Origin of the sequence: Chelativorans sp. AA-79, from assembly GCF_029457495.1 — a bacterium.
GTDB lineage: Bacteria > Pseudomonadota > Alphaproteobacteria > Rhizobiales > Rhizobiaceae > Chelativorans.
In genome coordinates, this window is sequence record NZ_CP120361.1 from 490,286 (window position 1) to 512,296 (window position 22,011).

General features: G+C 64.5%; 24 protein-coding genes and 1 pseudogene. 12 read left to right on the forward strand and 13 right to left on the reverse strand.

Features of this window, described 5'->3' with window-relative positions; translation table 11 throughout:
- Positions 1-49 precede the first annotated feature (49 nt).
- Positions 50-2,014 carry an acetate--CoA ligase gene (gene acs, locus PVE73_RS02400; RefSeq protein ID WP_277365413.1) on the reverse strand — a complete coding sequence of 655 codons (1,965 nt, stop codon included), beginning with the start codon at positions 2,012-2,014 and terminating at the stop codon, positions 50-52.
- Between the two features lie 289 nt (positions 2,015-2,303).
- On the opposite strand from acs, the gene PVE73_RS02405 reads away from it, so the two are divergent.
- The gene (locus PVE73_RS02405) at positions 2,304-2,576 is read left to right on the forward strand and encodes an usg protein (protein ID WP_277365414.1); all 273 of its coding nucleotides are present in this window, start codon (positions 2,304-2,306) and stop codon (positions 2,574-2,576) included.
- Positions 2,577-2,612: 36 nt separating this feature from the next.
- Positions 2,613-2,747: a hypothetical protein gene (locus tag PVE73_RS02410; protein WP_277365415.1), complete on the forward strand. Its 135-nt coding sequence runs from the start codon at positions 2,613-2,615 to the stop codon at positions 2,745-2,747.
- 6 nt (positions 2,748-2,753) lie between these two features.
- Here the strand turns inward: PVE73_RS02410 and PVE73_RS02415 are convergent, their stop codons facing one another.
- Positions 2,754-3,671 carry a polyprenyl synthetase family protein gene (locus PVE73_RS02415; protein WP_277367320.1) on the reverse strand — a complete coding sequence of 306 codons (918 nt, stop codon included), beginning with the start codon at positions 3,669-3,671 and terminating at the stop codon, positions 2,754-2,756.
- A 109-nt stretch (positions 3,672-3,780) separates the two neighbouring features.
- On the opposite strand from PVE73_RS02415, the gene mtgA reads away from it, so the two are divergent.
- The 3 genes from mtgA to rpmF all read left to right on the forward strand — a co-directional run bounded on the left by mtgA (position 3,781) and on the right by rpmF (position 5,276).
- Complete coding sequence (gene mtgA, locus PVE73_RS02420) at positions 3,781-4,521, forward strand: monofunctional biosynthetic peptidoglycan transglycosylase (protein ID WP_277365416.1); 741 nt, start codon at positions 3,781-3,783, stop codon at positions 4,519-4,521.
- Positions 4,522-4,537: 16 nt separating this feature from the next.
- Positions 4,538-4,942, forward strand: coding sequence for a hypothetical protein (locus PVE73_RS02425; RefSeq protein ID WP_277365417.1), 405 nt, complete (start codon positions 4,538-4,540; stop codon positions 4,940-4,942).
- Between the two features lie 151 nt (positions 4,943-5,093).
- A complete protein-coding gene (rpmF, locus tag PVE73_RS02430; protein ID WP_011582738.1) occupies positions 5,094-5,276 on the forward strand; it encodes a 50S ribosomal protein L32 in 183 nt (60 codons plus the stop codon).
- 142 nt (positions 5,277-5,418) lie between these two features.
- Here rpmF and PVE73_RS02435 read toward each other — a convergent pair whose 3' ends face one another.
- Entirely contained in the window at positions 5,419-5,874 is a 456-nt protein-coding gene (locus PVE73_RS02435; RefSeq protein WP_277365418.1) for a cyclic nucleotide-binding domain-containing protein, read from the reverse strand.
- Positions 5,875-5,928: 54 nt separating this feature from the next.
- On the reverse strand, positions 5,929-6,612 hold the full coding sequence (locus PVE73_RS02440; RefSeq protein ID WP_277365419.1) for a response regulator transcription factor: 684 nt from the start codon (positions 6,610-6,612) through the stop codon (positions 5,929-5,931).
- 108 nt (positions 6,613-6,720) lie between these two features.
- On the opposite strand from PVE73_RS02440, the gene PVE73_RS02445 reads away from it, so the two are divergent.
- Complete coding sequence (locus tag PVE73_RS02445) at positions 6,721-7,311, forward strand: L,D-transpeptidase family protein (RefSeq protein ID WP_277365420.1); 591 nt, start codon at positions 6,721-6,723, stop codon at positions 7,309-7,311.
- 47 nt (positions 7,312-7,358) lie between these two features.
- Here PVE73_RS02445 and PVE73_RS02450 read toward each other — a convergent pair whose 3' ends face one another.
- The 3 genes from PVE73_RS02450 to PVE73_RS02460 all read right to left on the reverse strand — a co-directional run bounded on the left by PVE73_RS02450 (position 7,359) and on the right by PVE73_RS02460 (position 8,884).
- The gene (locus PVE73_RS02450) at positions 7,359-7,859 is read right to left on the reverse strand and encodes an invasion associated locus B family protein (protein WP_277365421.1); all 501 of its coding nucleotides are present in this window, start codon (positions 7,857-7,859) and stop codon (positions 7,359-7,361) included.
- Positions 7,860-8,148: 289 nt separating this feature from the next.
- Positions 8,149-8,520, reverse strand: coding sequence for a YkvA family protein (locus tag PVE73_RS02455; RefSeq protein ID WP_277365422.1), 372 nt, complete (start codon positions 8,518-8,520; stop codon positions 8,149-8,151).
- Positions 8,521-8,587: 67 nt separating this feature from the next.
- Entirely contained in the window at positions 8,588-8,884 is a 297-nt protein-coding gene (locus PVE73_RS02460; RefSeq protein WP_277365423.1) for a 4a-hydroxytetrahydrobiopterin dehydratase, read from the reverse strand.
- Between the two features lie 44 nt (positions 8,885-8,928).
- Here PVE73_RS02460 and PVE73_RS02465 point away from each other — a divergent pair, with 44 nt between their 5' ends.
- Complete coding sequence (locus tag PVE73_RS02465; protein ID WP_277365424.1) at positions 8,929-9,450, forward strand: low molecular weight protein-tyrosine-phosphatase; 522 nt, start codon at positions 8,929-8,931, stop codon at positions 9,448-9,450.
- Here PVE73_RS02465 and thpR read toward each other — a convergent pair.
- Both thpR and PVE73_RS02475 read right to left on the reverse strand, forming a co-directional pair.
- Positions 9,351-9,950, reverse strand: a complete 600-nt coding sequence (gene thpR, locus PVE73_RS02470) for an RNA 2',3'-cyclic phosphodiesterase (RefSeq protein WP_277365425.1) — start codon at positions 9,948-9,950, stop codon at positions 9,351-9,353. The two genes, PVE73_RS02465 and thpR, sit on opposite strands and share 100 nt — an antisense overlap.
- Before the next feature lie 81 nt (positions 9,951-10,031).
- On the reverse strand, positions 10,032-10,712 hold the full coding sequence (locus PVE73_RS02475) for an arylesterase (RefSeq protein WP_277365426.1): 681 nt from the start codon (positions 10,710-10,712) through the stop codon (positions 10,032-10,034).
- Positions 10,713-10,775: 63 nt separating this feature from the next.
- Between PVE73_RS02475 and PVE73_RS02480 the strand changes: the two genes are divergently transcribed.
- The 3 genes from PVE73_RS02480 (at position 10,776) to PVE73_RS02490 (ending at position 14,998) form a co-directional block, all read left to right on the forward strand.
- Positions 10,776-11,471, forward strand: coding sequence for an ABC transporter ATP-binding protein (locus tag PVE73_RS02480; protein ID WP_277365427.1), 696 nt, complete (start codon positions 10,776-10,778; stop codon positions 11,469-11,471).
- Between the two features lie 114 nt (positions 11,472-11,585).
- Positions 11,586-14,084 carry an ABC transporter permease gene (locus PVE73_RS02485; protein ID WP_277367321.1) on the forward strand — a complete coding sequence of 833 codons (2,499 nt, stop codon included), beginning with the start codon at positions 11,586-11,588 and terminating at the stop codon, positions 14,082-14,084.
- A 170-nt stretch (positions 14,085-14,254) separates the two neighbouring features.
- Positions 14,255-14,998 (forward strand): Bax inhibitor-1/YccA family protein, encoded by a 744-nt coding sequence (locus PVE73_RS02490; RefSeq protein WP_277365428.1) that lies wholly within the window; start codon positions 14,255-14,257, stop codon positions 14,996-14,998.
- A gap of 144 nt (positions 14,999-15,142) precedes the next feature.
- Here PVE73_RS02490 and PVE73_RS02495 read toward each other — a convergent pair.
- Positions 15,143-15,965, reverse strand: a pseudogene (locus PVE73_RS02495) (transposase).
- A gap of 124 nt (positions 15,966-16,089) precedes the next feature.
- Between PVE73_RS02495 and PVE73_RS02500 the strand changes: the two are divergent.
- Positions 16,090-16,659 carry a GNAT family N-acetyltransferase gene (locus tag PVE73_RS02500; protein ID WP_277367322.1) on the forward strand — a complete coding sequence of 190 codons (570 nt, stop codon included), beginning with the start codon at positions 16,090-16,092 and terminating at the stop codon, positions 16,657-16,659.
- 6 nt (positions 16,660-16,665) lie between these two features.
- Here the strand turns inward: PVE73_RS02500 and PVE73_RS02505 are convergent, their stop codons facing one another.
- The 3 genes from PVE73_RS02505 to acnA form a co-directional block, all read right to left on the reverse strand.
- Positions 16,666-17,052, reverse strand: a complete 387-nt coding sequence (locus PVE73_RS02505; protein WP_277365429.1) for a DUF2794 domain-containing protein — start codon at positions 17,050-17,052, stop codon at positions 16,666-16,668.
- 378 nt (positions 17,053-17,430) lie between these two features.
- The gene (locus PVE73_RS02510) at positions 17,431-18,189 is read right to left on the reverse strand and encodes a DUF1223 domain-containing protein (RefSeq protein ID WP_277365430.1); all 759 of its coding nucleotides are present in this window, start codon (positions 18,187-18,189) and stop codon (positions 17,431-17,433) included.
- 217 nt (positions 18,190-18,406) lie between these two features.
- Entirely contained in the window at positions 18,407-21,097 is a 2,691-nt protein-coding gene (acnA, locus tag PVE73_RS02515) for an aconitate hydratase AcnA (protein ID WP_277365431.1), read from the reverse strand.
- A gap of 278 nt (positions 21,098-21,375) precedes the next feature.
- Here acnA and ccmA point away from each other — a divergent pair, with 278 nt between their 5' ends.
- The gene (gene ccmA / locus PVE73_RS02520; RefSeq protein WP_277365432.1) at positions 21,376-21,981 is read left to right on the forward strand and encodes a heme ABC exporter ATP-binding protein CcmA; all 606 of its coding nucleotides are present in this window, start codon (positions 21,376-21,378) and stop codon (positions 21,979-21,981) included.
- The last annotated feature ends 30 nt before the right edge of the window (positions 21,982-22,011 follow it).

A 22,011-nucleotide genomic window follows, 5' to 3' on the forward strand; every position in this document is an offset into this window, starting at 1 on the left:
GGCTGGCTGACGTGACGGCCCGCCTAAGGAGCTGAAGAAGGAAAGCTCATCAAGCCTGGACCGTCTTCTTGTTCTGCCGGTTCTCCACCAGGTCCTCCACGACCGCCGGATCGGCCAGCGTCGAAGTGTCGCCGAGCGCGCCGTAATCATCCTCGGCGATCTTGCGCAGGATGCGGCGCATGATCTTGCCGGAGCGCGTCTTGGGCAGGCCGGGGGAGAACTGGATCTTGTCCGGCGTGGCGATCGGGCCGATCTCCTGGCGCACGTGCTCGACGAGTTCTTTCTTGAGCCCGTCGGAGCCTTTCTCGCCGGCCATCAGCGTCACATAGCAGTAGATGCCCTGGCCCTTGATGTCATGCGGATAGCCGACCACTGCGGCTTCCGAGACCTTGGGATGGGCGACGAGGGCGGATTCCACCTCGGCCGTTCCGAGCCGGTGGCCGGAGACGTTGAGCACGTCGTCGACGCGGCCGGTGATCCAGTAATAACCGTCCTCGTCGCGGCGGCAGCCGTCGCCGGTGAAATACTTGCCTTTGTAGGTGGAGAAATAGGTCTGCACGAAGCGCTCGTGATCGCCGTAGACCGTGCGCATCTGCCCCGGCCAGGACTCGGTAATGCACAGATTGCCGGAGCCTGCGCCCTCGATCTCCTTGCCGTCGCCGTCGACGAGCTGCGGCCGGACGCCGAAGAAGGGCAGCGTCGCCGAGCCCGCCTTCAGGTCGATGGCGCCGGGCAGCGGTGTGATCATGATGCCGCCGGTCTCCGTCTGCCACCAGGTGTCGACCACGGGGCTGCGCTTCTCGCCGACCACGTTATAGTACCACTCCCAGGCTTCCGGGTTGATCGGCTCGCCCACGGAGCCGAGCACGCGCAGCGACTTGCGCGAGGTCTTCGTCACATACCGATCGCCCGCACCCATGAGTGCACGGATGGCGGTCGGCGCGGTGTAGAAGATGTTGACCTGGTGCTTGTCCACGACCTCCCAGAGGCGGGAGGCATCGGGATAGTTCGGCACGCCCTCGAACATCAGCGTGGTCGCGCCGTTGGCGAGCGGGCCGTAGACGATGTAGCTGTGGCCGGTTACCCAGCCTACATCCGCCGTGCACCAGTAGATGTCGCCGTCCTGGTAATCGAAGACGTACTGGTGCGTCATGGAGGCATAGACGAGATAGCCGCCGGTCGTGTGCAGCACACCCTTCGGCTTGCCGGTGGAACCGGAGGTATAGAGGATGAACAGTGGATCCTCCGCCTTCATGGACTCCGGCTTGCATTCCGCCTTCGCGTCACGGGTCTCCTGATGATACCAGAGGTCGCGGCCCTCCACCCAGTCGATCTTGCCGCCCGTGCGGCGCACGACGAGCACGTGGCGCACCTTTGCGCCCGCCTTCTCGGCGATGGCGATGGCCTTATCGGTGTTCTCCTTGAGCGGGATCGTCTTGCCGCCGCGCAGGCCCTGGTCGGCGGTGATGACGAAATCCGACTTGCCGTCCTCGATGCGGCCGGCGAGTGAATCGGGCGAGAAGCCGCCGAAGACCACCGAATGCACGGCGCCGATGCGCGCGCAGGCGAGCATGGCATAGGCGGCTTCCGGAATCATGGGCATATAGATCGTCACCCGGTCGCCCTTCTTGACGCCGCGCGCCTTCAGCACATTGGCGAGGCGGCACACATGCTCATAGAGCTCGCGATAGGTGATCTTCTTGTCGTCGTAGGGATTGTCGCCTTCCCAGATGATGGCGACCTGGTCGCCACGCTTCTTCAGGTGCCTGTCGATGCAGTTGTGCGCGACATTGGTGACGCCGTCCTCGAACCACTTGATCGAAACCTTGCCCTTGAAGGAGGCGTTCTTGACCTTGGTGTAGGGCTTGAACCAGTCGATGCGCTTGCCGTGCTTGCCCCAGAACTTGTCCGGATCCTTGATGCTGTCCTTGTACCATTTCCTGTAGGTCTCGCCGTCGATCAGCGCGCGCTTCTTCCACGCCGCCTTCACGCGGTGAACATGCACTTCGGACATCTGTTTCCTCCGGATCTGGGCATTTTACCGGAGCTTCGCCCCGTCAAGGGACGCCGCCCCACGCATCGGCGCGCATTATTACCATTCTGGCCGCGACGGCAATATCAGACCAATGATGGACACTCGGCATCTGTCGCAGAAGCGGACGCGTTCTTGTCAGCACTCAAGATTGAGCGCTGCTAACATGCTGTATTTCCAGGAACTTTGCGCTGCCAGAAGCATTTTTTCTCTGGACGGGTCAAGCCCGCCCGAGACACAATGGAACAGCAACGGCATTGGAAGGACATCCATGCAGGACACCCGCGAAACCGAATTGATGCTGGAAGGCTACGGTCTTACCACCGCGCAGTTTCTGTACCATCTTCCCGATCACCCGCATGTGCTGCAAAGCTTCATCTGGCAGCACTACGACATCGCTCCAAAATTTCCCGAGCTGTACCGGTTCATCGAATTCTGGCGCGACTCGCTCGAGGGACCGCTGCATTCGGTGAGCTACACGCACCGACAGCTCATCTCGCCCAGCGAGTGGCGCAAGATAACCGGTGAACTCGTGCTGCAGTGACCCGGCGACCGCGTTCGCGGTGCCGACTCACCGCAGATGATAGGTCAGACCGCCGGCGGGTCGAGCCAGGCGAAACCCTCTTGCCGCGTCTATGTGGGCCAGGGGCGGTATCTGCCCGCCCGCGTGCGGGCCTTCCTGGATTTCCTCGTGGCCAATGTGAAGGGCGGTTGAGTGGCTTCAGCGGTCCCGCTCCGCGACGAAACGGGCGGCAAGGCGCAGCACGGTGGCCTTCTCGCCGAAGGGCTCGAGCAGTTCTTCGGCCTGATCCACCAGCCCGGCGAGCTGCCTGCGTGTCCATGCCTCGCCGTGGAAAGCGGCAAGCGTGGCCTTGCCGGCCGCGGCGTCCTTGCCGGTCGCCTTGCCCATGTCCTCGGCGCTGGCGGTAAGATCCAGGAGGTCGTCCGCCAGCTGGAAGGCAAGCCCGATGGCGGCGCCGAAGGAGGAGAGCCGCTCCCGCTCGGCAGGGCCCGCATTGCCGATGACGGCGCCCGCCTCGCAGGCGAAGCGGATGAGCGCGCCGGTCTTCATGGCCTGGAGCCGCACGATGCCGGTTTCGTCTGGCGGCAGCTTCTCGGCCATGAGATCGAGGGCCTGTCCGCCCGCCATGCCGCCCGGGCCTGCCGCCCGCGCCAGCTTGAGGACGAGTTCGGCCCGCGTGGCCGGCGCAAGCTCCGTCTCCGCGTCGGCGATGATATCGAAGGCATAGGTCAGCAGGCTGTCGCCCGCCAGGATGGCCGTCGCCTCGTCGAAGGCGCGGTGGACCGTGGGTTGGCCGCGGCGCAGGTCGTCGTCGTCCATGGCCGGCAGGTCGTCGTGGATGAGGGAATAGCAGTGCACGCATTCGAGCGCTGCGGCCACGCGGAAGGCCGCCATGCCTTGCGCATCGAAGAGCGCGGCACTTTCGAGCACCAGGAAAGGCCGAAGCCGCTTGCCCCCGTTCAGCACCCCGTGCCGCATTGCCGCGAGAAGACGTTCGGGCCGCAGGATCTCGCCCTCGCGCACGCGCTCGTCGAGAAGGCGGCGCAGCAGGTCCTCGACCGATTGCGCGCTGAGCGCCAGCAGGGTTTCGAAGGAAGGCAGCGTCATCTCGTCCATGCGGGAGCGATGACGGCATTCGTCCCTCCGGTCAAGAGACTGCCGGCCGTTTATGGTTGCCACTGCGGTAGCCTGTCGCTATGCCCAAAGGGAAAGCTGGGAGAACGGCGTGGAGGCACCGTCGGTGGAAGCAGAGAGGCGGTCCGGCGCAGCGCGCCGGCGGGGCCGGTCGCGGATCATTCGGCGCGTCATGCGCAGGCTCGTGGCCATTCTCGTCGTGCTCGCCTTGCTGCCGCTCGGTCTCACGCTCCTTTACCGGGTGCCGTGGGTGCATCCGGTCTCCACGCTGATGATCGGGGACCTGGTGACGCTCAGCGGCTATCAGCGCCAATGGACTCCGCTCGACCAACTCGGCACGCCCATCGTGCATGCGGTGATGATGTCGGAAGACGGCCAGTTCTGCTCCCATTCGGGCATCGATCTCGGCGAACTCAAGGCGGCGATCGACGAGGCGCTCTCGGGAGAGCGGGCGCGTGGCGCCTCGACGATCCCGATGCAGACTGTAAAGAACCTTTTCCTCTGGCCGAGCCGCTCCTTCCTGCGCAAAGGGGTCGAGGCGCCGCTCGCACTTTATCTCGACGCGGTCATGCCCAAACGGCGCATCATGGAGATCTATCTCAACATTGCGGAATGGGGTCCCGGCATCTATGGCGCCGAAGCGGCGGCGCAGTTTTATTTCGGCCGGCCGGCGAAAGATCTTTCGCCGCGGCAGGCGGCCCTGCTTGCGGCGGCCCTGCCCAACCCGTTCCTCCGCAACCCTCTGAACCCCGACGCCGGGGCACGCCGCGTGGTCGGGGTGATCGAGGTGCGCGCCCGCAGGGCCGGCGCCTATGACGACTGCCTGGAATAGGGAGGTTCGCTGCTGAATGGTGAAGCGCGGCTCCTCGATCGGTTTCTTCGGCATCTTCGGCCGGTCCGAGGATATGCGGCGGCTCGACGAGGCACTGCGGCGGGCGGGCGTACATCCGGACAGCGTGCCGGAGGGCGTGAAGCTCGCCGCCGTCACGCTGATGAGCCGGGAGGAGGCGGAGCCGTCCGCCTCCGCCTATCCGCCGGTGGGCGAACTGATGGCCTTCTGCATCCTCGGCAGCGGCGATTTCGCTGCACACAACGGAGAGCCGCGGCTCGAAAGCGTCACCCGCCGCATGGAAGCGGCGCTTGATGAGGGCGAGGGTCAGGATGCCGGGATCATCCTGCTGATGCTTCACGCGAAGCTGATCGACAGTGGTCTGCTCGAGCTGTATGACATCGGTGCCGAAAACCGTGATTGATGCGGCGCCCTGTAGGCGCGAAAAATCACTGCGCCCACTGGCCAAGCAGCGTTTTCCCGTGTATAGGCGGGCCCCAATTGCGAGATTTGAGGCCGGTGGCGAGGCTCCGCGACGGAGCCGCACCGGCCTTTGACCGATACCGGAGAGTACGATGGCTGTTCCCAAAAGAAAAACCTCGCCGTCCAAGCGCGGCATGCGCCGCTCGGCCGACGCGCTGAAGGCACCCACTTACGTGGAAGACAAGAATTCCGGCGAATTGCGCCGCCCGCACCATGTCGACCTGAAGACCGGCATGTATCGCGGCCGGCAGGTGCTGGAGCCCAAGGAAGCTTAAGCTTCGGATCTCAGGCAACACGTGAAAAGGCCGGCCCCTAGGGGTCGGTCTTTTCTGTTTGGAGCATTCGCAGGCAAATGGAAGCACTTGCCGTCGCACAAACGCGGCTGAAAAGCGAACGCAACCCGCTCCGGGAGCGGCGCTACCTGCCAAGCTTCGCGGCAATGGCGCTGATGCGCGCCAGCATGGCTTGAAGATCGGCTGAGATGCGGCGGTGCAGGTCCTCGGCTGCTTCCGGGAATTCCTCCAGGATGCGGCGGAACATGGAGCGGCTCAGCCGGATCACGGTGACGTCCGTCTGGGCGACTGCGCTGGTCAGCCGCTCCGATTCGGCGATCAGCGCGAACTCCCCCAGGATGGCGCCGGGCCCATATGTGGAGATCAGGTCGCGGCGGTCGGCGTTCTGGTGATAGAGTGCCACCTCGCCGGAGGCGATCACAAAGGCGCAATCGGCCGGCGCTCCTTCGGAATAGAGCTTCCGCCCCGCGCCGAGGGAGATGGTCTCGGCTCCGAAGGCCAGCAGGCGTAGCTGCTCGCGCGTGAAACCCTCAAAGAGTCTCACGCCGGACAACACGCGGATGTCATCGTCCAGCGCCATGGCGGATCCGTCCCCGCGCCCGTTCCCGTGTTATGGTTTTCCCCACCCGCCGGCTCAGGGAACGAGCTTGTATCCGCCGCTTTCTGTCACAAGAATCTCGGCTTTGGAAGGATCGCGCTCGATCTTTTGGCGCAAACGGTAGACGTGGGTCTCCAGCGTGTGCGTCGTCACGCCGGAATTGTAGCCCCACACCTCTTCGAGAAGGACGTCCCGCGTGACCACCTTCTGCTCGGCGCGATAGAGATATCTGATGATCGCCGCCTCCTTCTCCGTCAGACGGATCTTGCTGCCGCGCTGGTCGATCAGCAGCTTCTGGCTGGGCTTGAACGTATACGGCCCCACCGTGAAGCTGGCATCCTCACTCTGCTCGTGCTGGCGCATCTGCGCGCGGATGCGCGCGAGCAGGACGGCGAAGCGGAAAGGCTTCGTCACATAGTCGTTGGCGCCGGCCTCAAGCCCCAGGATGGTGTCGGAATCGGTGTCCTGCGCCGTCAGCATGATGATCGGGGCGCGATAGCCTCCCTTGCGCAGGAGCTTCACGGCCTCGCGCCCGTCCATGTCGGGCAGGCCCACATCCATGATGGTGAGATCCACCATGGCATTGCGCGTGGCCTGGATCCCCTTGGTCGCCGTGGCTTCCTCGATGAGGTCGAATTCCTCGTAGAGAGCCAGCTGCTCGACCAGGGTGGAGCGCAGGTCATCGTCGTCGTCGACGATCAGGATGGTGCGTGGCGTCATTTTCGATCCATCAATTTTTCGCCAGATGGCGTTGACCAGCCCCCTGCTTGGCAGAACGTCCCGTTTATGTGCAATAAGCCGACTATGAAAGCCCGTCGTGATTCTTTGTTGAACAAATCAATTATACGCCAGAAAAAGCGGCAAGGCACGCCGGCTTCCGACAGACGCCCCAAAGCTCCGGTTCTCAAGGTTAGCACACGCCCCGGTGACCGGAGCCGGGGCCTCCTCGCTATTGGCGGGCTGGTCTTCGCCTGCGCGCTCGGGCGCTCGGGAGTAAGCGCCTTCAAGCGCGAGGGCGACGGGGCGACGCCGCTCGCCACGATGCGTCCGCAGAGAATCTATTTCCGCCCCGACCGGCGGTCGGGCGGCATCGGACCTGCCCGTCTTCCCGTCCTGCCCATCCGGCCCGATCTCGGGTGGTGCGACGCGCCCTGCAACGCCAATTACAATCGGCCGGTGCGCCTGCCCATCGCGGCGAGCCATGAGAGGATGCTGCGGCAGGACAGGCTCTATGACGTCTGCGTGGTGCTCGACTGGAACATCCGGCCGCGCAAGCGCGGCGCCGGCAGCGCCATCTTCCTGCATATCGCGCGGGAAGGCATGATGCCCACCGAGGGCTGTATCGCCGTGAGCCCACGTGACATGGCCCGACTCCTGCGGTTCCTGTCCCGCCGGACGCGCATCGCCGTCCTTTCCTGAAGAATGTCCCCGGCCTGTTGCCAGGGCCGCAAACACCCGCAGCCTCGCTATTTGCAGCTCTGGATGGAATCGAGGGCGGCAGTGAGCCCGAGCAGAGAGAAGGTGTAGTTCGTGTTGTTGCCGCGGCGCGAGGTGGCGGAAATGCGCATATCCGATCCCGCCTTCATGGCGGCGATGAGTTGCGGCTCTTCGGCCGCGTTCTCCATCCAGGCCGACTTGCCCTGGGTGAACATGGTAAAGGACCTGCTGCCCACCGAGACGGTGACCTTGGAGCCTTCCCGCAGATCGTAGCCGGCGATGAATTGCGGCTCGAAAGCCACGTTCTGACCCGGCTTCTGGCTGACGAAGAAGAAGATGTCGCCGTGATCGAGGCTGGAGGGCTCCTTCTGCTTCGGCACGCTCATGACATAGCAGACCTTGCCGCTCCCCGACTGATAACTGTAGGTGCCCCAGTCACGATGCTGGCCGACGGCGGTTGCCTGCGCGAAAGCCGGCCCCGCGGCCAGGATCGTGCAAAGCATGAAGAGGGACGAGAGAAATCCACGCATTGTCCTTACCGTATCTTTGCCTGCCAAATGCTACCCCTGAGCGATCAGGCGCCTGGGCCTGATTGCTCCATTTTTATTGAATTTGGGTTACCAAAAGATAATCCGCCCAAAGTTTCCTCGCCTCAGGCATCGCTTCTCGTTCGGCAGCCGGCACAACGAAGAGGCACGATGAACGGCTTTTCAAACCCCAGTCCGAGGTTGAATCGGAGGAAGAAGGCAAGAATTTGACCCACCCGGAAGTAAAAGTGGAGCGTTCCCGTCCGGATGTGATCGGGCGAGACAGCCCGTGCTAATCCACATCCGCGAGCGCACGCCGGGCGGCCAGGCGATGCGCCGGTGTGATATGGGCACGGATGGCGCTGAGTGCGGCGGCAAGCACCGCCACGTCGTCGGTGAACCCGAAGACGGCCAAGAAATCCGGAACGACATCGAGCGGCAGGACGAAGTAGAAGAGAGCGGCGATGAGCACGCCGCGAACGCGCGTCGGCGTGTTGCTGTCCAGCGCGCAATAATAACCCGCCACCACATCCTCCATGAAGGGCACCTGGCGGGCGGCTTTCTTCACCGTGCGCCAGAATCTCCGCTTCACGGCCTTCTCGCGGCGGCTGTTTTCCTCGGGCCTGACCGGAGCCAGGATTTCGCCGATCTTCACATCATCCATCCAGATCACTCCTCGCGGGTGGATGTGGGGAGGGGTTCCCGCGAATGCAATGTCGCCGCTGCGTGGCTCACCCGCCTGCATAGGCGTTCATTTTCCGCGCCAGCTTGAAGTCGAGCTCCGTCAGCCCTCCGGCATCATGGGTGCTAAGGGTGACGTCGACCGTCTTGTAGACGTTCGACCAATCGGGATGGTGGTCGAGTTTTTCCGCCGCCAGCGCCACCCGCGACATGAAGCCGAAAGCCTCGTTGAAATTGGCGAAGGTGAAGCGGCGACGGATCGCGTCTCCTTCCGCGGCAAGCTCCCAGCCTTCGAGACCGGCGAGCGCTTCCTCCGCCTCCCTCCTGTCGAGCTTCTGTCTTGCCATCATGGTCCTCCGTGCTATCGCATACAGAGGATAACGCACGAGCCATGACCGAACAGCCCCGCACCGCCATTCTTTTCGTCTGCCTCGGGAACATCTGCCGCTCGCCGCTGGCGGAAGGCATCTTCCGGTCCGTCGTGGCCGAGAGGGGGCTCGAGGACCGATTCGAGATCGATTCGGCGGCACTCGGCGACTGGCATGTGGGCCATGCGCCCGATCCGCGCTCGGTCGCCGTGGCGCGGCGCTACGACATCGACATTTCCAGCCAAAGGGGGCGGCAGGTCGGCCCGGCCGACTTCGCGCGCTTCGACCTCATCTTCGGCATGGACCGGGAGAATGTCCGGCGGCTGTGTCGCATCGCCCCGCCGGAAGCGCGCAAGCGCATTCATCTCTTCCTCGATTATGCGCTCGGCCGTAAGGAGGAGGTGCCGGATCCCTATTACGAAGGGGAAGACAGCTTCGCGGCGATCTACTGGACGATCCGCGAAGCTTCCGAGGCGCTCGCCGCCAGATTGGCGGAACGACCGGGCTCGGCACGCAGGAGCGGCCAGGCCTCTTCGATCACATAGGGGCCGCCGCCCACCGATTCACGCGAGGACATCAGCACGAACCGCCCCACCCGGAAGGGGGTTGCGGCGAAGTTGCCACGGGCGGAAAGATAGGCCGCCACATCGTGCGGGGACGCGTTCTTCAGCCGTGCCAGCGTGACGTGGGGCGTGAATTTGCGCGGATCGGCCGGCAGGCCCAGCCGCTGGCAGATGCGCTCGATCTCCCCCTGAAGCGCCTGGAGATCGGGCGAGGCCGCGACACCGGCCCATACCGCGTGCGGCTTCTTCTGGCCGAACGCACCGACGCCCGAGAGCGTAAGCTGGAAGGAGGGACGACGCACCCGGTCGAGTGCGTTGGCGATCTCGTCCGCCACATGGCCTTCGATATCGCCGATGAACCGCAATGTCAGATGATAGTTCTCGACATCGACCCAGCGTGCTCCCGGCAGGCCGCCGCGTAAGAGCGAGAGTGACAGGGCCGCGTCGCGCGGAATCTCGAGGGCGGTGAAAAGTCGCGGCATGGCAACCTCCTCGATTCGCTACATCAGTTGCAGCGAATCATCGATTGAGTCCCGGGGCAAGCGGTTTCTCCCACTCTCCCCCTACATGTTCGGCCTTTGCTCCCGGATGAGCTTTTGCACCTCGGGCAGAACGTTCTGCACCATGCGATCGATCCCGGCCGCGTTCGGATGCATTCCATCCGCGAGTTGCAGCGAGGCGTTTCCGGCGACGCCTTCGAGGAAAAAAGGGACGAGCGGGAGGTCGTACTTTTCGGCAAGGCGCGGATAGATGCCGTTGAAGGCCTGCTGATAGTCGGGACCCAGATTGGGAGCCGCATACATGCCGAGCAGCAGGATTCCGATTCCGCGCTCCTGCAGCCGCTCGACGATCTCCGACAGGTTCCGTTCGGTGGAGGCGGGATCGAGCCCGCGCAGCATATCGTTGGCGCCGAGCTCCAGGACCACGAGATCGGTGCCGTCGGGCACCGACCAGTCGAGCCGCGAGAGGCCGCCGCTGGTCGCATCGCCGGAGACCCCGGCATTTGCGACCGTCACCTCATACCCGCCTTCACGCAGGGCGGCTTCGAGCCGCTCGGTGAAGCCCTCGTCCGGGGCAAGCTCATAACCGGCCATCAGGCTGTCGCCGAATCCAACGATGCTGAAGGGTTCGGCACGCGCCGGCTGTGCGGCGGCCACGAGCAGGAAGACGGCGGTCACCGCCGGTAAAATTTTCGCGAGCGGCGAGACAGCACCGAAAAACTTGTCCAAAGAATTGATTGCCATGAAACTCAACCCATATCAGCCGGACCCGCGCCCGTGTTTTCTCACATATAGGACGCCTTGCCCGTGACCACACCCGTGATCGATCTGAAGGATGTTTCGCTCCGGCTGGGCGAGGGCGCTTCGTCCGTCCACGTGCTCAAGGGGGTCAGCCTGTCGGTGGAACGTGGCAGATCGACGGCCATCGTCGGTCCGTCCGGCTCCGGCAAGTCGACGCTCCTGATGGTCATCGCCGGGCTCGAGAAGGTGGACAGCGGCAGCGTGGCCGTTGCCGGAGAACGCATCGACGCGCGCGGCGAGGACGCCGTCGCGGCCTTCCGCGGCCGGATGATCGGCATCGTCTTCCAGTCCTTCCACCTCATCCCCAACATGACGGCGCTGGAGAACGTGGCCGTGCCGCTTGAGCTTGCCGGTCATCCCGATCCCTTCGCCATCGCCGTAAGGGAGCTGGAGGCGGTGGGGCTCGGGGAAAGGGTGACGCATTATCCGGGCGAGCTTTCCGGCGGCGAGCAGCAACGTGTCGCGATCGCCCGCGCTCTGGCGCCGGAGCCCGCGATCATGATCGCCGACGAGCCCACCGGCAATCTCGATCAGGCGACCGGCCGGCAGATCGCGGACCTGCTCTTCTCGACCGCACGCGAGCGCGGTACGACCCTCGTGCTCGTCACCCACGATCCCGCGCTTGCCGAGCGCTGCGACCGCCAGGTGGCGATGCGCTCGGGCCGCATCGAGATTCCCGCCGACGCCGTGCCGGCGAGCTGACCCATGCCTTCGAGGGAAGCAGCCGTCGATGAGAGAGGCGTTTCCGTAGAGCGCGGCAGGAGGGCGCGCCGGAACGCGGGCCTTGCCCTGGCGCTGCGCTTCGCGTTGCGCGAAATGCGCGGCGGCGTTTCGGGCTTTCTCGTCTTCCTCGCCTGTATCGCATTGGGCGTTGCGGCCATCGGCGGCGTCAACTCGGTGGCGCGTGCCATCAGCGGCGCGGTCGAAACCCAGGGACAGGAGTTGCTTGGCGCCGATATTCGCTTCGAACTCAACCAGCGCGAGGCAGACCAGGCAGAGCAGACCTGGCTCTCCTCGCTCGGCCAAGTGGCCGTCAGCGCAAACATGCGCTCCATGGCCCGGCTGCCCGACGGTTCCGACCAGGCGCTGGTCGAGGCCAAGGCGGTGGACGAGAGCTATCCGCTCTACGGGGCGCTGGTGACGCAGCCCACGCTTTCGTACGAGGCGCTCTTCGGGCTCCATGATGGTGCCTACGGCGCGGCGGCTCCCTCGCTCCTCATGGAGCGGCTCGATCTTTCCGTCGGCGACCGGCTGATGCTGGGCGGCCAAGCCTTCGAGCTGCGCGCCGAGCTCGTGAGCGAGCCCGACCTGGTGTCGGAAAGCTTCGGCTTCGCACCGCGGCTGATGGTATCGCTCGGCGGGCTCGAAGCCTCCGGCCTCATCCAGCCCGGCAGCCTGGTCGAGCATGCCTACAAGATCCGCCTGGAGGGCGGGGCGAGCGAGGAGGAACTGGGGGCGCTGCGGGACGAGGCCGCGGAGCGCTTTCCGAATGCGGGCTGGAGCATCCGCACGCGGCTTAATGCCGCACCAGCCCTTTCCTCCAATATCGAGCGCTTCTCCCAGTTCCTGACGCTTGTCGGGCTCACGGCGCTGCTGGTGGGCGGCGTGGGCGTGGCGAATGCCGTGCGCGCCTATCTCGACGGAAAGCGCGCGGTCATCGCCACCTTCAAGAGCCTCGGCGCTTCCGGCGGGTTCGTGGTGACGATCTATCTTATCCAGATCCTGCTCATCGCGCTGATCGGGATCGCCGCCGGACTTGTCCTTGCGGCGCTGATGCCTTTCGCGGCAAGCGCCATGCTGGCTTCGGTGCTGCCGGTACCGGCCGAGGGAGGCATTTATCCGGGAGCGCTCGGACTTGCCGCGCTCTTCGGCCTCTTGACCACCCTCGTTTTCGCGCTCCTTCCGCTCGGCCGGGCACGCGACGTGCCGGCGACGGCGCTTTTCCGCGAGATGGGCATCGATGCCAAGGGCTGGCCGAGGCCCTTCTATCTCGGCGCGGCGGGCATGATAGCCGCGGGGCTTGCGCTGCTCGCGATCCTCAATTCCGAGGAGCGGGACATCGCCGCAATCTTTGTCGGCGCCGCGATTGCCGCCTTTCTGGTGCTGAGGGGCGTTGGCTCGGCCGTGCAAGCGCTCGCCCGCCGCGCGCCGCGCGTGCGCTCCACCGCGCTCAGGCTCGCCATCGGCAACATCCACCGCCCCGGCGCACTCACGCCCTCCGTGGTGCTTTCGCTCGGTCTCGGGCTGACGCTGCTCGCCACCCTGGCGCTGATCGACGGCAATCTGCGGCGGCAGATTTCCAGCAACCTGCCCGAGATCGCCCCGAATTTCTTCTTCGTGGATATCCAGCCGAACGAGGTCGAGCCCTTCACGCGGCTGGTGGAGAGCCTGGCGCCTTCCAGTCGCTTGGCGCGCGTGCCCATGCTGCGCGGCCGAATCACGGCCCTCAACGAGGTGGACACAAGCAATATCAAGCCCCCGCCGGAAGGCGCATGGGTGCTGCGCGGCGACCGCGGCATCACCTATTCGGACACGAAACCCGAGAACGCCACGCTGACGGAAGGCGCGTGGTGGCCGCAGGATTACGACGGCGAGCCGCTGGTCTCCTTCACGGCGGACGAGGGGCGGGAACTCGGGCTGAAGCTCGGCGACACGATCACGGTCAACGTGCTCGGCCGCAGCATCACCGCGCGCATCGCGAGCTTCCGGCAAGTGGAGTGGGAAACGCTTTCCATGAACTTCGTCATGATCTTCACGCCCAACACCTTCGCTGGGGCACCGCATGCCTGGCTCGCCACGTTGACGGACGCGAGCGCCAACGACGCCGACGACGCGCGCCTTCTCAACGCGGTCACCCGCAGCTTTCCAACCATTACCACGGTCCGGGTGAAGGACGCACTCGAGGTGGTGAACCGGCTCGTGGGGCAGCTCGCGACTGCGATCCGCGCCGCGGCGGCGGTGGCGCTCGTCGCCTCGGTGCTCGTACTCTCCGGCGCCCTGGCGGCGGGCAACCGCGCCCGGATTCACGACGCCGTGGTGCTGAAGACGCTGGGCGCCACGCGCCGAACGCTGATCAAGGCATTCGCCCTCGAATATCTCCTCATCGGGCTCGCCACGGCAGTCTTCGCGCTGGCGGCGGGCGGGATCGCCGGCTGGTACGTCGTGTCGCAGATCATGAATCTGCCCTGGACCTTCCTGCCCGAGGTGGCCCTATCGACGGTGCTGATCGCGCTCGTCCTCACGGTTGGCTTCGGCCTCGTCGGCACCTGGCGCGTGCTCGGCCACAAGGCCGCGCCCGTTCTGCGGAATCTGTAGGAGCGGGCGCATTCCATTTCCGCTGCTCGGACACGTTCTTTTGCACCAGGGTGGGGCTTGCTCTTGGCACAAACAAACATCATATTTGCAGCACGCATGCTGGACTCCCGCCAGCGGCGAGCGGCCACGTGGCCGACACCCGACGGGAGAGTAGCGAGAAAGAGGAACAAATGGCTGACCTTCGCAATTATCAGGCCCGTGTGACGCCCGGCGCGCGCGCGGACGCAGCGATCGACGAGGGCCTGCGCGCTTACATGATCCGGGTCTACAACCTCATGGCTCTGGGGCTCGCCATCACGGGCCTTGCCGCATGGGGTGCCTTCAACTTCGCTGTGGCGGACGGCCAGCTGACGGCCTTCGGCCAGCTCATCTACCAGAGCGCCTTCCGCTGGGTGGTGATCTTCGCCCCCCTGGCGCTGGTCTTCTTCATGAGCTTCCGCATCCATACGATGAGCGTCTCGGCGGCACAAACCACGTTCTGGGTCTATTCGGCCCTGGTGGGCCTGTCGCTGTCGACGATCTTCCTCGTCTATACGGGCGAGAGCATCGTGCGGACGTTCTTCATCACCGCGGCTTCCTTCGGCGCCCTGTCGCTGTGGGGCTACACGACGAAGCGCGACCTGTCCGGCATGGGCTCCTTCCTGTTCATGGGGCTCATCGGCATCATCATCGCCTCCATTGTCAATATCTTCCTCGGTTCCTCGGCGCTGCAGTTCGCCATCTCGGTGATCGGCGTGCTGGTCTTCGCCGGGTTGACCGCGTACGACACGCAGCAGATCAAGGAGATGTACTACGAGGGCGACAGTCAGCTCGTGGCCGGCCGCAAGGCCATCATGGGCGCGCTGAGGCTCTATCTCGACTTCATCAACCTGTTCATGTTCCTGCTGCAGTTCCTGGGCAGCAGCCGCGAATAGCGCAACCGGGAACGGGATATGGAAAGGCCGGGCTTTGCCCGGCTCAGACCGCTGACAAACCCCGTCGATTTTTCGGCGGGGTTTTTGTATCCGGCTGACGACCTTTGATTTTCGTCAGGACTGTTTGTCAGGGTTGCGCCGGCCTCAGAGGGGCCGGGGAGCAGGCTTGGGGCAGATCGCCAGGACGATCTTCTTGATGTTCTGGGCTGCGGCGGCGAGTAGGCACTGGACGCGCACGCGCATCAGACTTCGGAAGCGGGCGTAGCGGTGGCCATGGAGCTGCTTGGCATCGGCGAAGGAGCGTTCGGCCGTCTCCTTGCGGCGGCGGTAGACGGCCTTGCCCCAAGCCGTCAGCCGGTTGGCATCGAGGCCCTCCCTCGCCTCGGCCCAGACGTCGCGGACGATGGTGCGTTGTGCCTTGGCGTTCGGCATCGATCGCCCGGTCGAGTTCGGCCCAGTAGCCGGTGCGGGACTGGCGACCATGGCAAGATCGTATTTGCCCTTGTTGGCGTTGGCCTTCAGATGCGTGCTGTCGGTGTAGAGCACCGTGCCGTCGACCAGCCCGGCCTTGATCGCCTGCTCGACGATGCGGTCGAAGATACCCTGCGCTATTGCCTCGTCCCGATAGCGCCGGCGCCGGTTCTGGCTCAGTGTCGAGGCGTCGAACACCTTGTCCGCCAGCTTCAGACGCAGGAACCAGCGATAGGCGACGTCGACCTCGATCTCACGCACCAACTGGCGTTCCGAACGCACCCCAAACAAATAGCCGATGAACAGCGCCTTGAACATCAACGTCGGATCGAGCGGCGGACGGCCATTGTCGGCGCAGTAGAGCGCAGCCGTCAGACATGGATCAAGGAAAAGTCGACACCCGCTCAATCTTGCGCAGCAGATGATCCTTCGGAACCAGATCCTCGAGCGTAACCATCTCGAGGGCAGTCTGTTCAGGGGCCGGGCGCTTCAACATGTCCCAGTGAATCACAAACCCCTGGACCGCGCCAGGGGTTTGTCAGCAATCTGAGGCGGCAAAGCCGCCCTTTTCTTTTGCCGCTTGTCCTGCCATGAAAGTGCAACCAGGCCGCAAAGAGCTTCTGACCGTGATCACCATCCGCGCCTCGCAGACCGCCGACCTTCCCGCCATCACCGCAATCTATGCCCATGCCGTCGAGACCGGCACGGCAAGCTACGAGCTCGAGCCGCCGAGCCTGGAGGAGATGACATCCCGGATGAAGGCGCTCAATTCCAGGCGCTATCCTTATCTCGTTGCCGAAGAGGAAGGCCGCGTGCTGGGCTACGCCTATGCGGGGCCGTTCCGGCCACGCCGGGCCTACCGCTTCCTGGTCGAGGATTCTATCTATATAGCGCCGGATGCACAAGGACAGGGTGTCGGCCGTCTGCTGCTGACCGCGCTCATCGACGCATGCAGGGAACTCGGCTTCCGTCAGATCGCCGCGGTGATCGGCGACGGCTCGCCGCAGAGCGCTTCGGTGAGGCTGCACGCCGCACTCGGCTTCCGCCATGCCGGCGTGCTGGAAGGCAGTGGCTACAAGCACGGCCGCTGGCTGGACACGGTGTTCATGCAGCTTTCGCTCAATGGCGGCAATGCCCTGTCGCCGGACCCGGAATCACTGCCCGAAAGACTGTTCCAGCGGGGGATCTGATCGGGCTCAGGTTCCCACCAGGCGCAATTTCTTGTCGAAGACGGCCAGCACGCGGGGAAGCTCGTGCCCACGCTTCAGGATCGCGCCCGTGACGGCCACGACGCTGTAGGCGCCCTGCTTCCGCGCGAGGCTCGGATCCTTGACGATGCGGAAAAGCGGAACCTCGCTCGCCCGGCGATAGACGGAGAAGACTGCCCTGTCGTCGAGGTGGTCTATGGCATAATCGCGCCATTCGCCTGCCGCCACCATGCGACCGTAGACACGCAGGATCTGGTCGAGTTCCCGACGGTCAAAGGTGATCGGAAGCTTCGTCCGCGCCCGGCGGGCCTCGCCGAGCGGGATGAGATTCCCGGAATCGTCCCTACCCTCCGAGCCGCTTCCCAGATCGGTCATGCTGCATGCACCCTCATGACGGTATCGTGACAGGAAAGGTGGCGCGGGCCGCCCGGAAATGCAACCCCCGGAGCCCATTCGCAATCAAACCGCTCTCACGGAAAAGATACCCGCCGTCGAATTTGGTGATCGCCTGCCTTATTATTGCCGTTTTCTTTCCCCGCTTGCGCCTGATTTTGCACCGACCATAAGGATGTTGCCTGAGACGGTTCGATCCGGAGCAGTCCTGTACCCCAAGCCCCCCCGCCCACAGGGCTGATCTTGGATCGAACCAACTCCGGGCCGAAGGCCAAACGAAAGGCAACGATCTCCTGAGATCAGCGCCGGTACAGGCAATCGCCGTGCCGGCGTTTTTTTGTCTCCAGGATGCCAGGACGGTCAGACCACGGAGGGGATATCCGCTGCTCCCAGAACCGGGCCGGGGTTCCCTTTTCCGTCGACGGACTGGACGAGCACCGCGCAGCCGCCACCCTTGCTGCTGATCTCCGTCTTGGGAAATTCGAGCCGGACGGCTTTGCCGTGCCAGACGCCGATCGTCTGATAGCTCCTGACCACATTGCAGTAATCGATGGTCTTTCCCCTGTTTTCGCCGGCTCTGATCTCGACCGATTTGTGAGGACGGTAGGCGGCGAGGATGATATGGGCGCCTGTGGCTTGGGCGGGACCCTTGCCGATGTCGATCACGACGTTCTGGCTCGTCGCCGAAAGCGTCACGTCCGCAGAGAAGGTGTGTGCGCCGGAGGCGGCCGCCTCCAATGCATCCAGCACCGCACTGCGGTCCGTCCCGGTCACGTCGAGCCTCCCGTTGATCACGATCTGCGGTGTATAGACGGAGGTGCCGAGCACTTCTCCATAGCCATGCTGCCTCTCGGTGTTTTCCGGCGTGGCGAGGTCGTCCTTCCAGCCGAGATAGTCCCAGTAGTCTACATGGTAGGCGAGGGCTACGAGATCGCTGCGGTCCGCAAGCTCCGAAAAGAGAGCATCCGCCCGCGGGCAACTGCTGCAGCCTTGGCTGGTGAACAGCTCCACCACCGCGATGGGCCTGTCTGCCGCCCTGGAAGCCCGGAAACATGAAGGCAGCGCCACCGCCACAAGGCCCATCTTCAAAATGGTTCTGCGAGCGGTGAGACTCCGCATGTCCTCTTCCTCGTCACGGCCTCAAAGGTTATCGGGCCGCCTTTTGCTGCATTGTTTAATGGTAGCGGCGAATGAACTTCCTTGGAAAGTCACGTTGCGGTGAAGGCTTCGTTAACCGGCGTGGTGTCCGCCGCATAAACGCGAAACCGCCGGCCAAGGCCGGCGGTTCATGGTTTTCCGGGGGCGGAGAACCGTTTTCCCCCTTTCCCGCATCACGTCAGGCGGCCAGGTCGCGCAGCACGTATTGCAGGATCCCTCCATTGCGGAAATATTCGAGCTCGTCGAGCGTGTCGATGCGGCAGAGCAGCGGCACCTCCTTCACCTGCCCGTCGGCATAGGTGATCCTGGCCGTCATCCTGGCGCGCGGCTTGATGTTGTCCAGCCCCTCGATCGCGACGGTCTCGTCACCCTTCAACCCCAGCTCGCTCCAGCTCGTCTCCTCGGCGAAGACGAAGGGGATGACGCCCATGCCGACGAGGTTCGAGCGGTGGATGCGCTCGAATGACTGGGCGATGACCGCGCGCACGCCGAGAAGGTTGGTGCCCTTGGCCGCCCAGTCGCGCGAGGAGCCGTTGCCGTATTCCACGCCGGCGAAGATGACGAGCGGCACGCCTTCCTGCTTGTAGCGCATGGCGGCGTCGTAGATCGACATCTCCTCCTTGGAGGGATAGTGGATCGTGTAGCCGCCCTCGCGCCCGTTCTCACCCAGCATGTGGTTGCGGATGCGGATATTGGCGAAGGTGCCGCGCATCATCACCTCATGGTTGCCGCGCCGCGTGCCGTACTGGTTGAAGTCGGCAACGCCCACGCCGTGCTCCATGAGATATTCTCCCGCGGGCGACTGGGCCTTGATGGAGCCGGCGGGCGAGATGTGGTCGGTCGTGATCTTGTCGCCGAACAGGCCGAGCACGCGCGCGCCCTCGATGTCGCCGGCCGGGCGCGGCTTCGGCTTCATGCCCTCGAAATAGGGCGGGTTCTGCACGTAGGTGGAGTCCGAATCCCAAGCATAGGTCTGGCCCGAAGGGGCTTCCAGCGCGCGCCAGTTCTCGTCGCCGTTGAAGACGTCGGCGTATTTCTCCGCGAAAAGCTCGCGCGTGACGTGCTTGACGATGAACTCCTGCACCTCCGCCGAAGTCGGCCAGATGTCGCGCAGATAGACCGGGTTGCCGTCCTGGTCCTCGCCGAGCGGTTCCGTGGTCAGGTCCTTGCGCACGGTGCCGGCCAGCGCATAGGCCACCACGAGCGGCGGCGAGGCGAGATAGTTCGCCTGCACGTCGGGCGAGACGCGGCCTTCGAAGTTGCGGTTGCCGGACAGGACGGAAGCGCCGATCAGGCCCTTCTCGTTGATGGTCTTGGAGATCGGCTCCGGCAGCGGGCCGGAATTGCCGATGCAGGTGGTGCAGCCGAAGCCGACCAGATTGAAGCCGAGCTGGTCGAGCTCCTTCTGCAGGCCGGACTTCTCGTAATATTCTGCCACCACCTTGCTGCCCGGGGCGAGCGAGGACTTCACCCAGGGCTTGCGCTTCAGCCCGCGCCGGTTTGCATTGCGGGCGAGCAGGCCCGCGGCCAGAAGCACGCTCGGATTCGAGGTATTGGTGCAGGAGGTGATGGCGGCGATCACCACGTCGCCATGGCCCAGGTCGAAATCCTCGCCCTCGACCGCGTAGCGCTTCGCGGTGTCCACAGTCTTCTTGTATTCGGTTTCCAGCGCCTTCTCGAAATTGGAGGCGATGTCCTCCAGCGCGATGCGTCCCTCGGGCCGCTTGGGGCCGGCCATGGAAGGCACGACGGTGCCGAGGTCGAGCTCCAGAACCTCGGTGAAGACCGGGTCCTGCATGTCATCCTCGCGCCAGAGGCCCTGCGCCTTCGTGTAGGCCTCTACCAGAGCGATCTGCTCGGCGGAGCGGTTGGACATGGTAAGATACTTCACCGTCTCGCCGTCGACCGGGAAGAAGCCGCAGGTGGCCCCATATTCGGGCGCCATGTTGCCGATCGTGGCACGGTCGGCGACCGTCATGGAGGCAAGGCCCGGCCCGAAGAACTCGACGAACTTGCCCACCACGCCCTTCTTGCGCAGCATCTGCGTGACGGTGAGCACGAGATCGGTCGCGGTGATACCCTCGCGCAGCTTGCCCGTGAGTTTGAAGCCCACTACTTCAGGCAGCAGCATGGAGACGGGCTGGCCGAGCATGGCCGCCTCAGCCTCGATGCCGCCGACGCCCCATCCCAGCACGCCGAGGCCGTTCACCATCGTCGTGTGGGAGTCCGTGCCCACGCAGGTATCGGGATAGGCGAGGAGATCGCCATCCTCCTCGCGGCTCCAGACCACGCGGGCGAGAAACTCGAGATTGACCTGGTGGCAGATGCCCGTGCCGGGCGGCACGACGCGGAAGTTCTTGAACGCCTGCTGGCCCCATTTCAGGAAGCGGTAGCGTTCGGCATTGCGCTGATATTCCAGCTCCACGTTGCGGGCGAAGGCGAGCGGCGTGCCGAACTCATCGACGATGACCGAATGGTCGATGACGAGGTCCACCGGAACGAGCGGGTTGATCTTCTGCGGGTCGCCGCCGAGCGAGGCCATGGCGTCGCGCATGGCGGCGAGGTCCACCACGGCGGGAACGCCGGTGAAATCCTGCATCAGCACGCGGGCCGGCGAATAGGCGATCTCAACGCCCGCGGCACCGCGATCGGAGAGCCACGCGGCCACGGCCTCGATGCTTTCCTTGCTGACGGAGCGGCCGTCCTCCTTGCGCAGGAGGTTTTCCAGGAGCACCTTCATGGAGAAGGGGAGCCGGGAAACGCCGGCGAGACCGTTCTTCTCCGCCTCCTTGAGGTCGAAATAAGTGTATTCGGTGTTTCCCACCTTGAGGGTGCGGCGGCATTTGTAGCTGTCGAGTGAAGTAGACACGTGCGATCATCCCATCTGGTCTGTTCATCCGAACGGGAACGGACTTCCTGAGACGTCAGGCTCAAAGGTGCGGGTACGGTCATTTCCGCGTCCGTCCCCTGCGTAACAGCCGGTCAAGGCGGCGGTGCGCTGGTTCGGCACAAAGGCTCTCCACGCCGACCGCTGGCGTGGTTGCCCCGGATATAGAGAAATTCGTAAAAGAGTTCTATAGCGATAAGCGCATTTCTGCCGCATTCAGGAAAGGGTTGGGATAAGCCATTGCCGGAGAGGGAAAAACCATGCGGCTCGCCGCCGAGCGCTTGAGCGGCGAGCGCGGCGGAGAGGCCGTCTTTTCCGGTATCTCCTTTGGTCTGGGCGCAGGCGAGGCACTGCTCGTGACAGGGCCCAACGGAGCAGGAAAATCCACGCTTCTCAGGGTTGTCGCAGGGCTGCTGCCGTCGGCGGAAGGTGCCGTGACGTTTTCCGGCGGCGGGGAGGCGTTCCCGGATGCCAGGGCAGCCTGCCACTATCTCGGCCATCTGAACGCGATGAAGACCGCGCTCACCGTGGAGGAGAATCTCGCCTTCTGGCGCGATTTCCTGGGCGAGCCGCGGCTTTCGCCCTACGAGGCGCTGGAGATGGTGGGCCTCGACGATATCGCGCACCTGCCCTTCGGCTATCTCTCCACCGGCCAGCGCCGGCGCGCGGCGATCGCGCGGCTCCTCGTATCGCATCGGCCGGCGTGGCTGCTCGACGAGCCCACCGCCGGGCTCGATCGTGCATCGGAACGGCGATTTGCGGACCTGATGCGCGGGCATCTGGCGGAAGGCGGCATCATCGTCGCGGCGACGCATCTTCCGCTGGGATTGGAGAGGGCGCAGGAATTGAGGATGGGGGAGAGATGACTTTCATCCTTTCCTCCCCTCGCGCTCCCC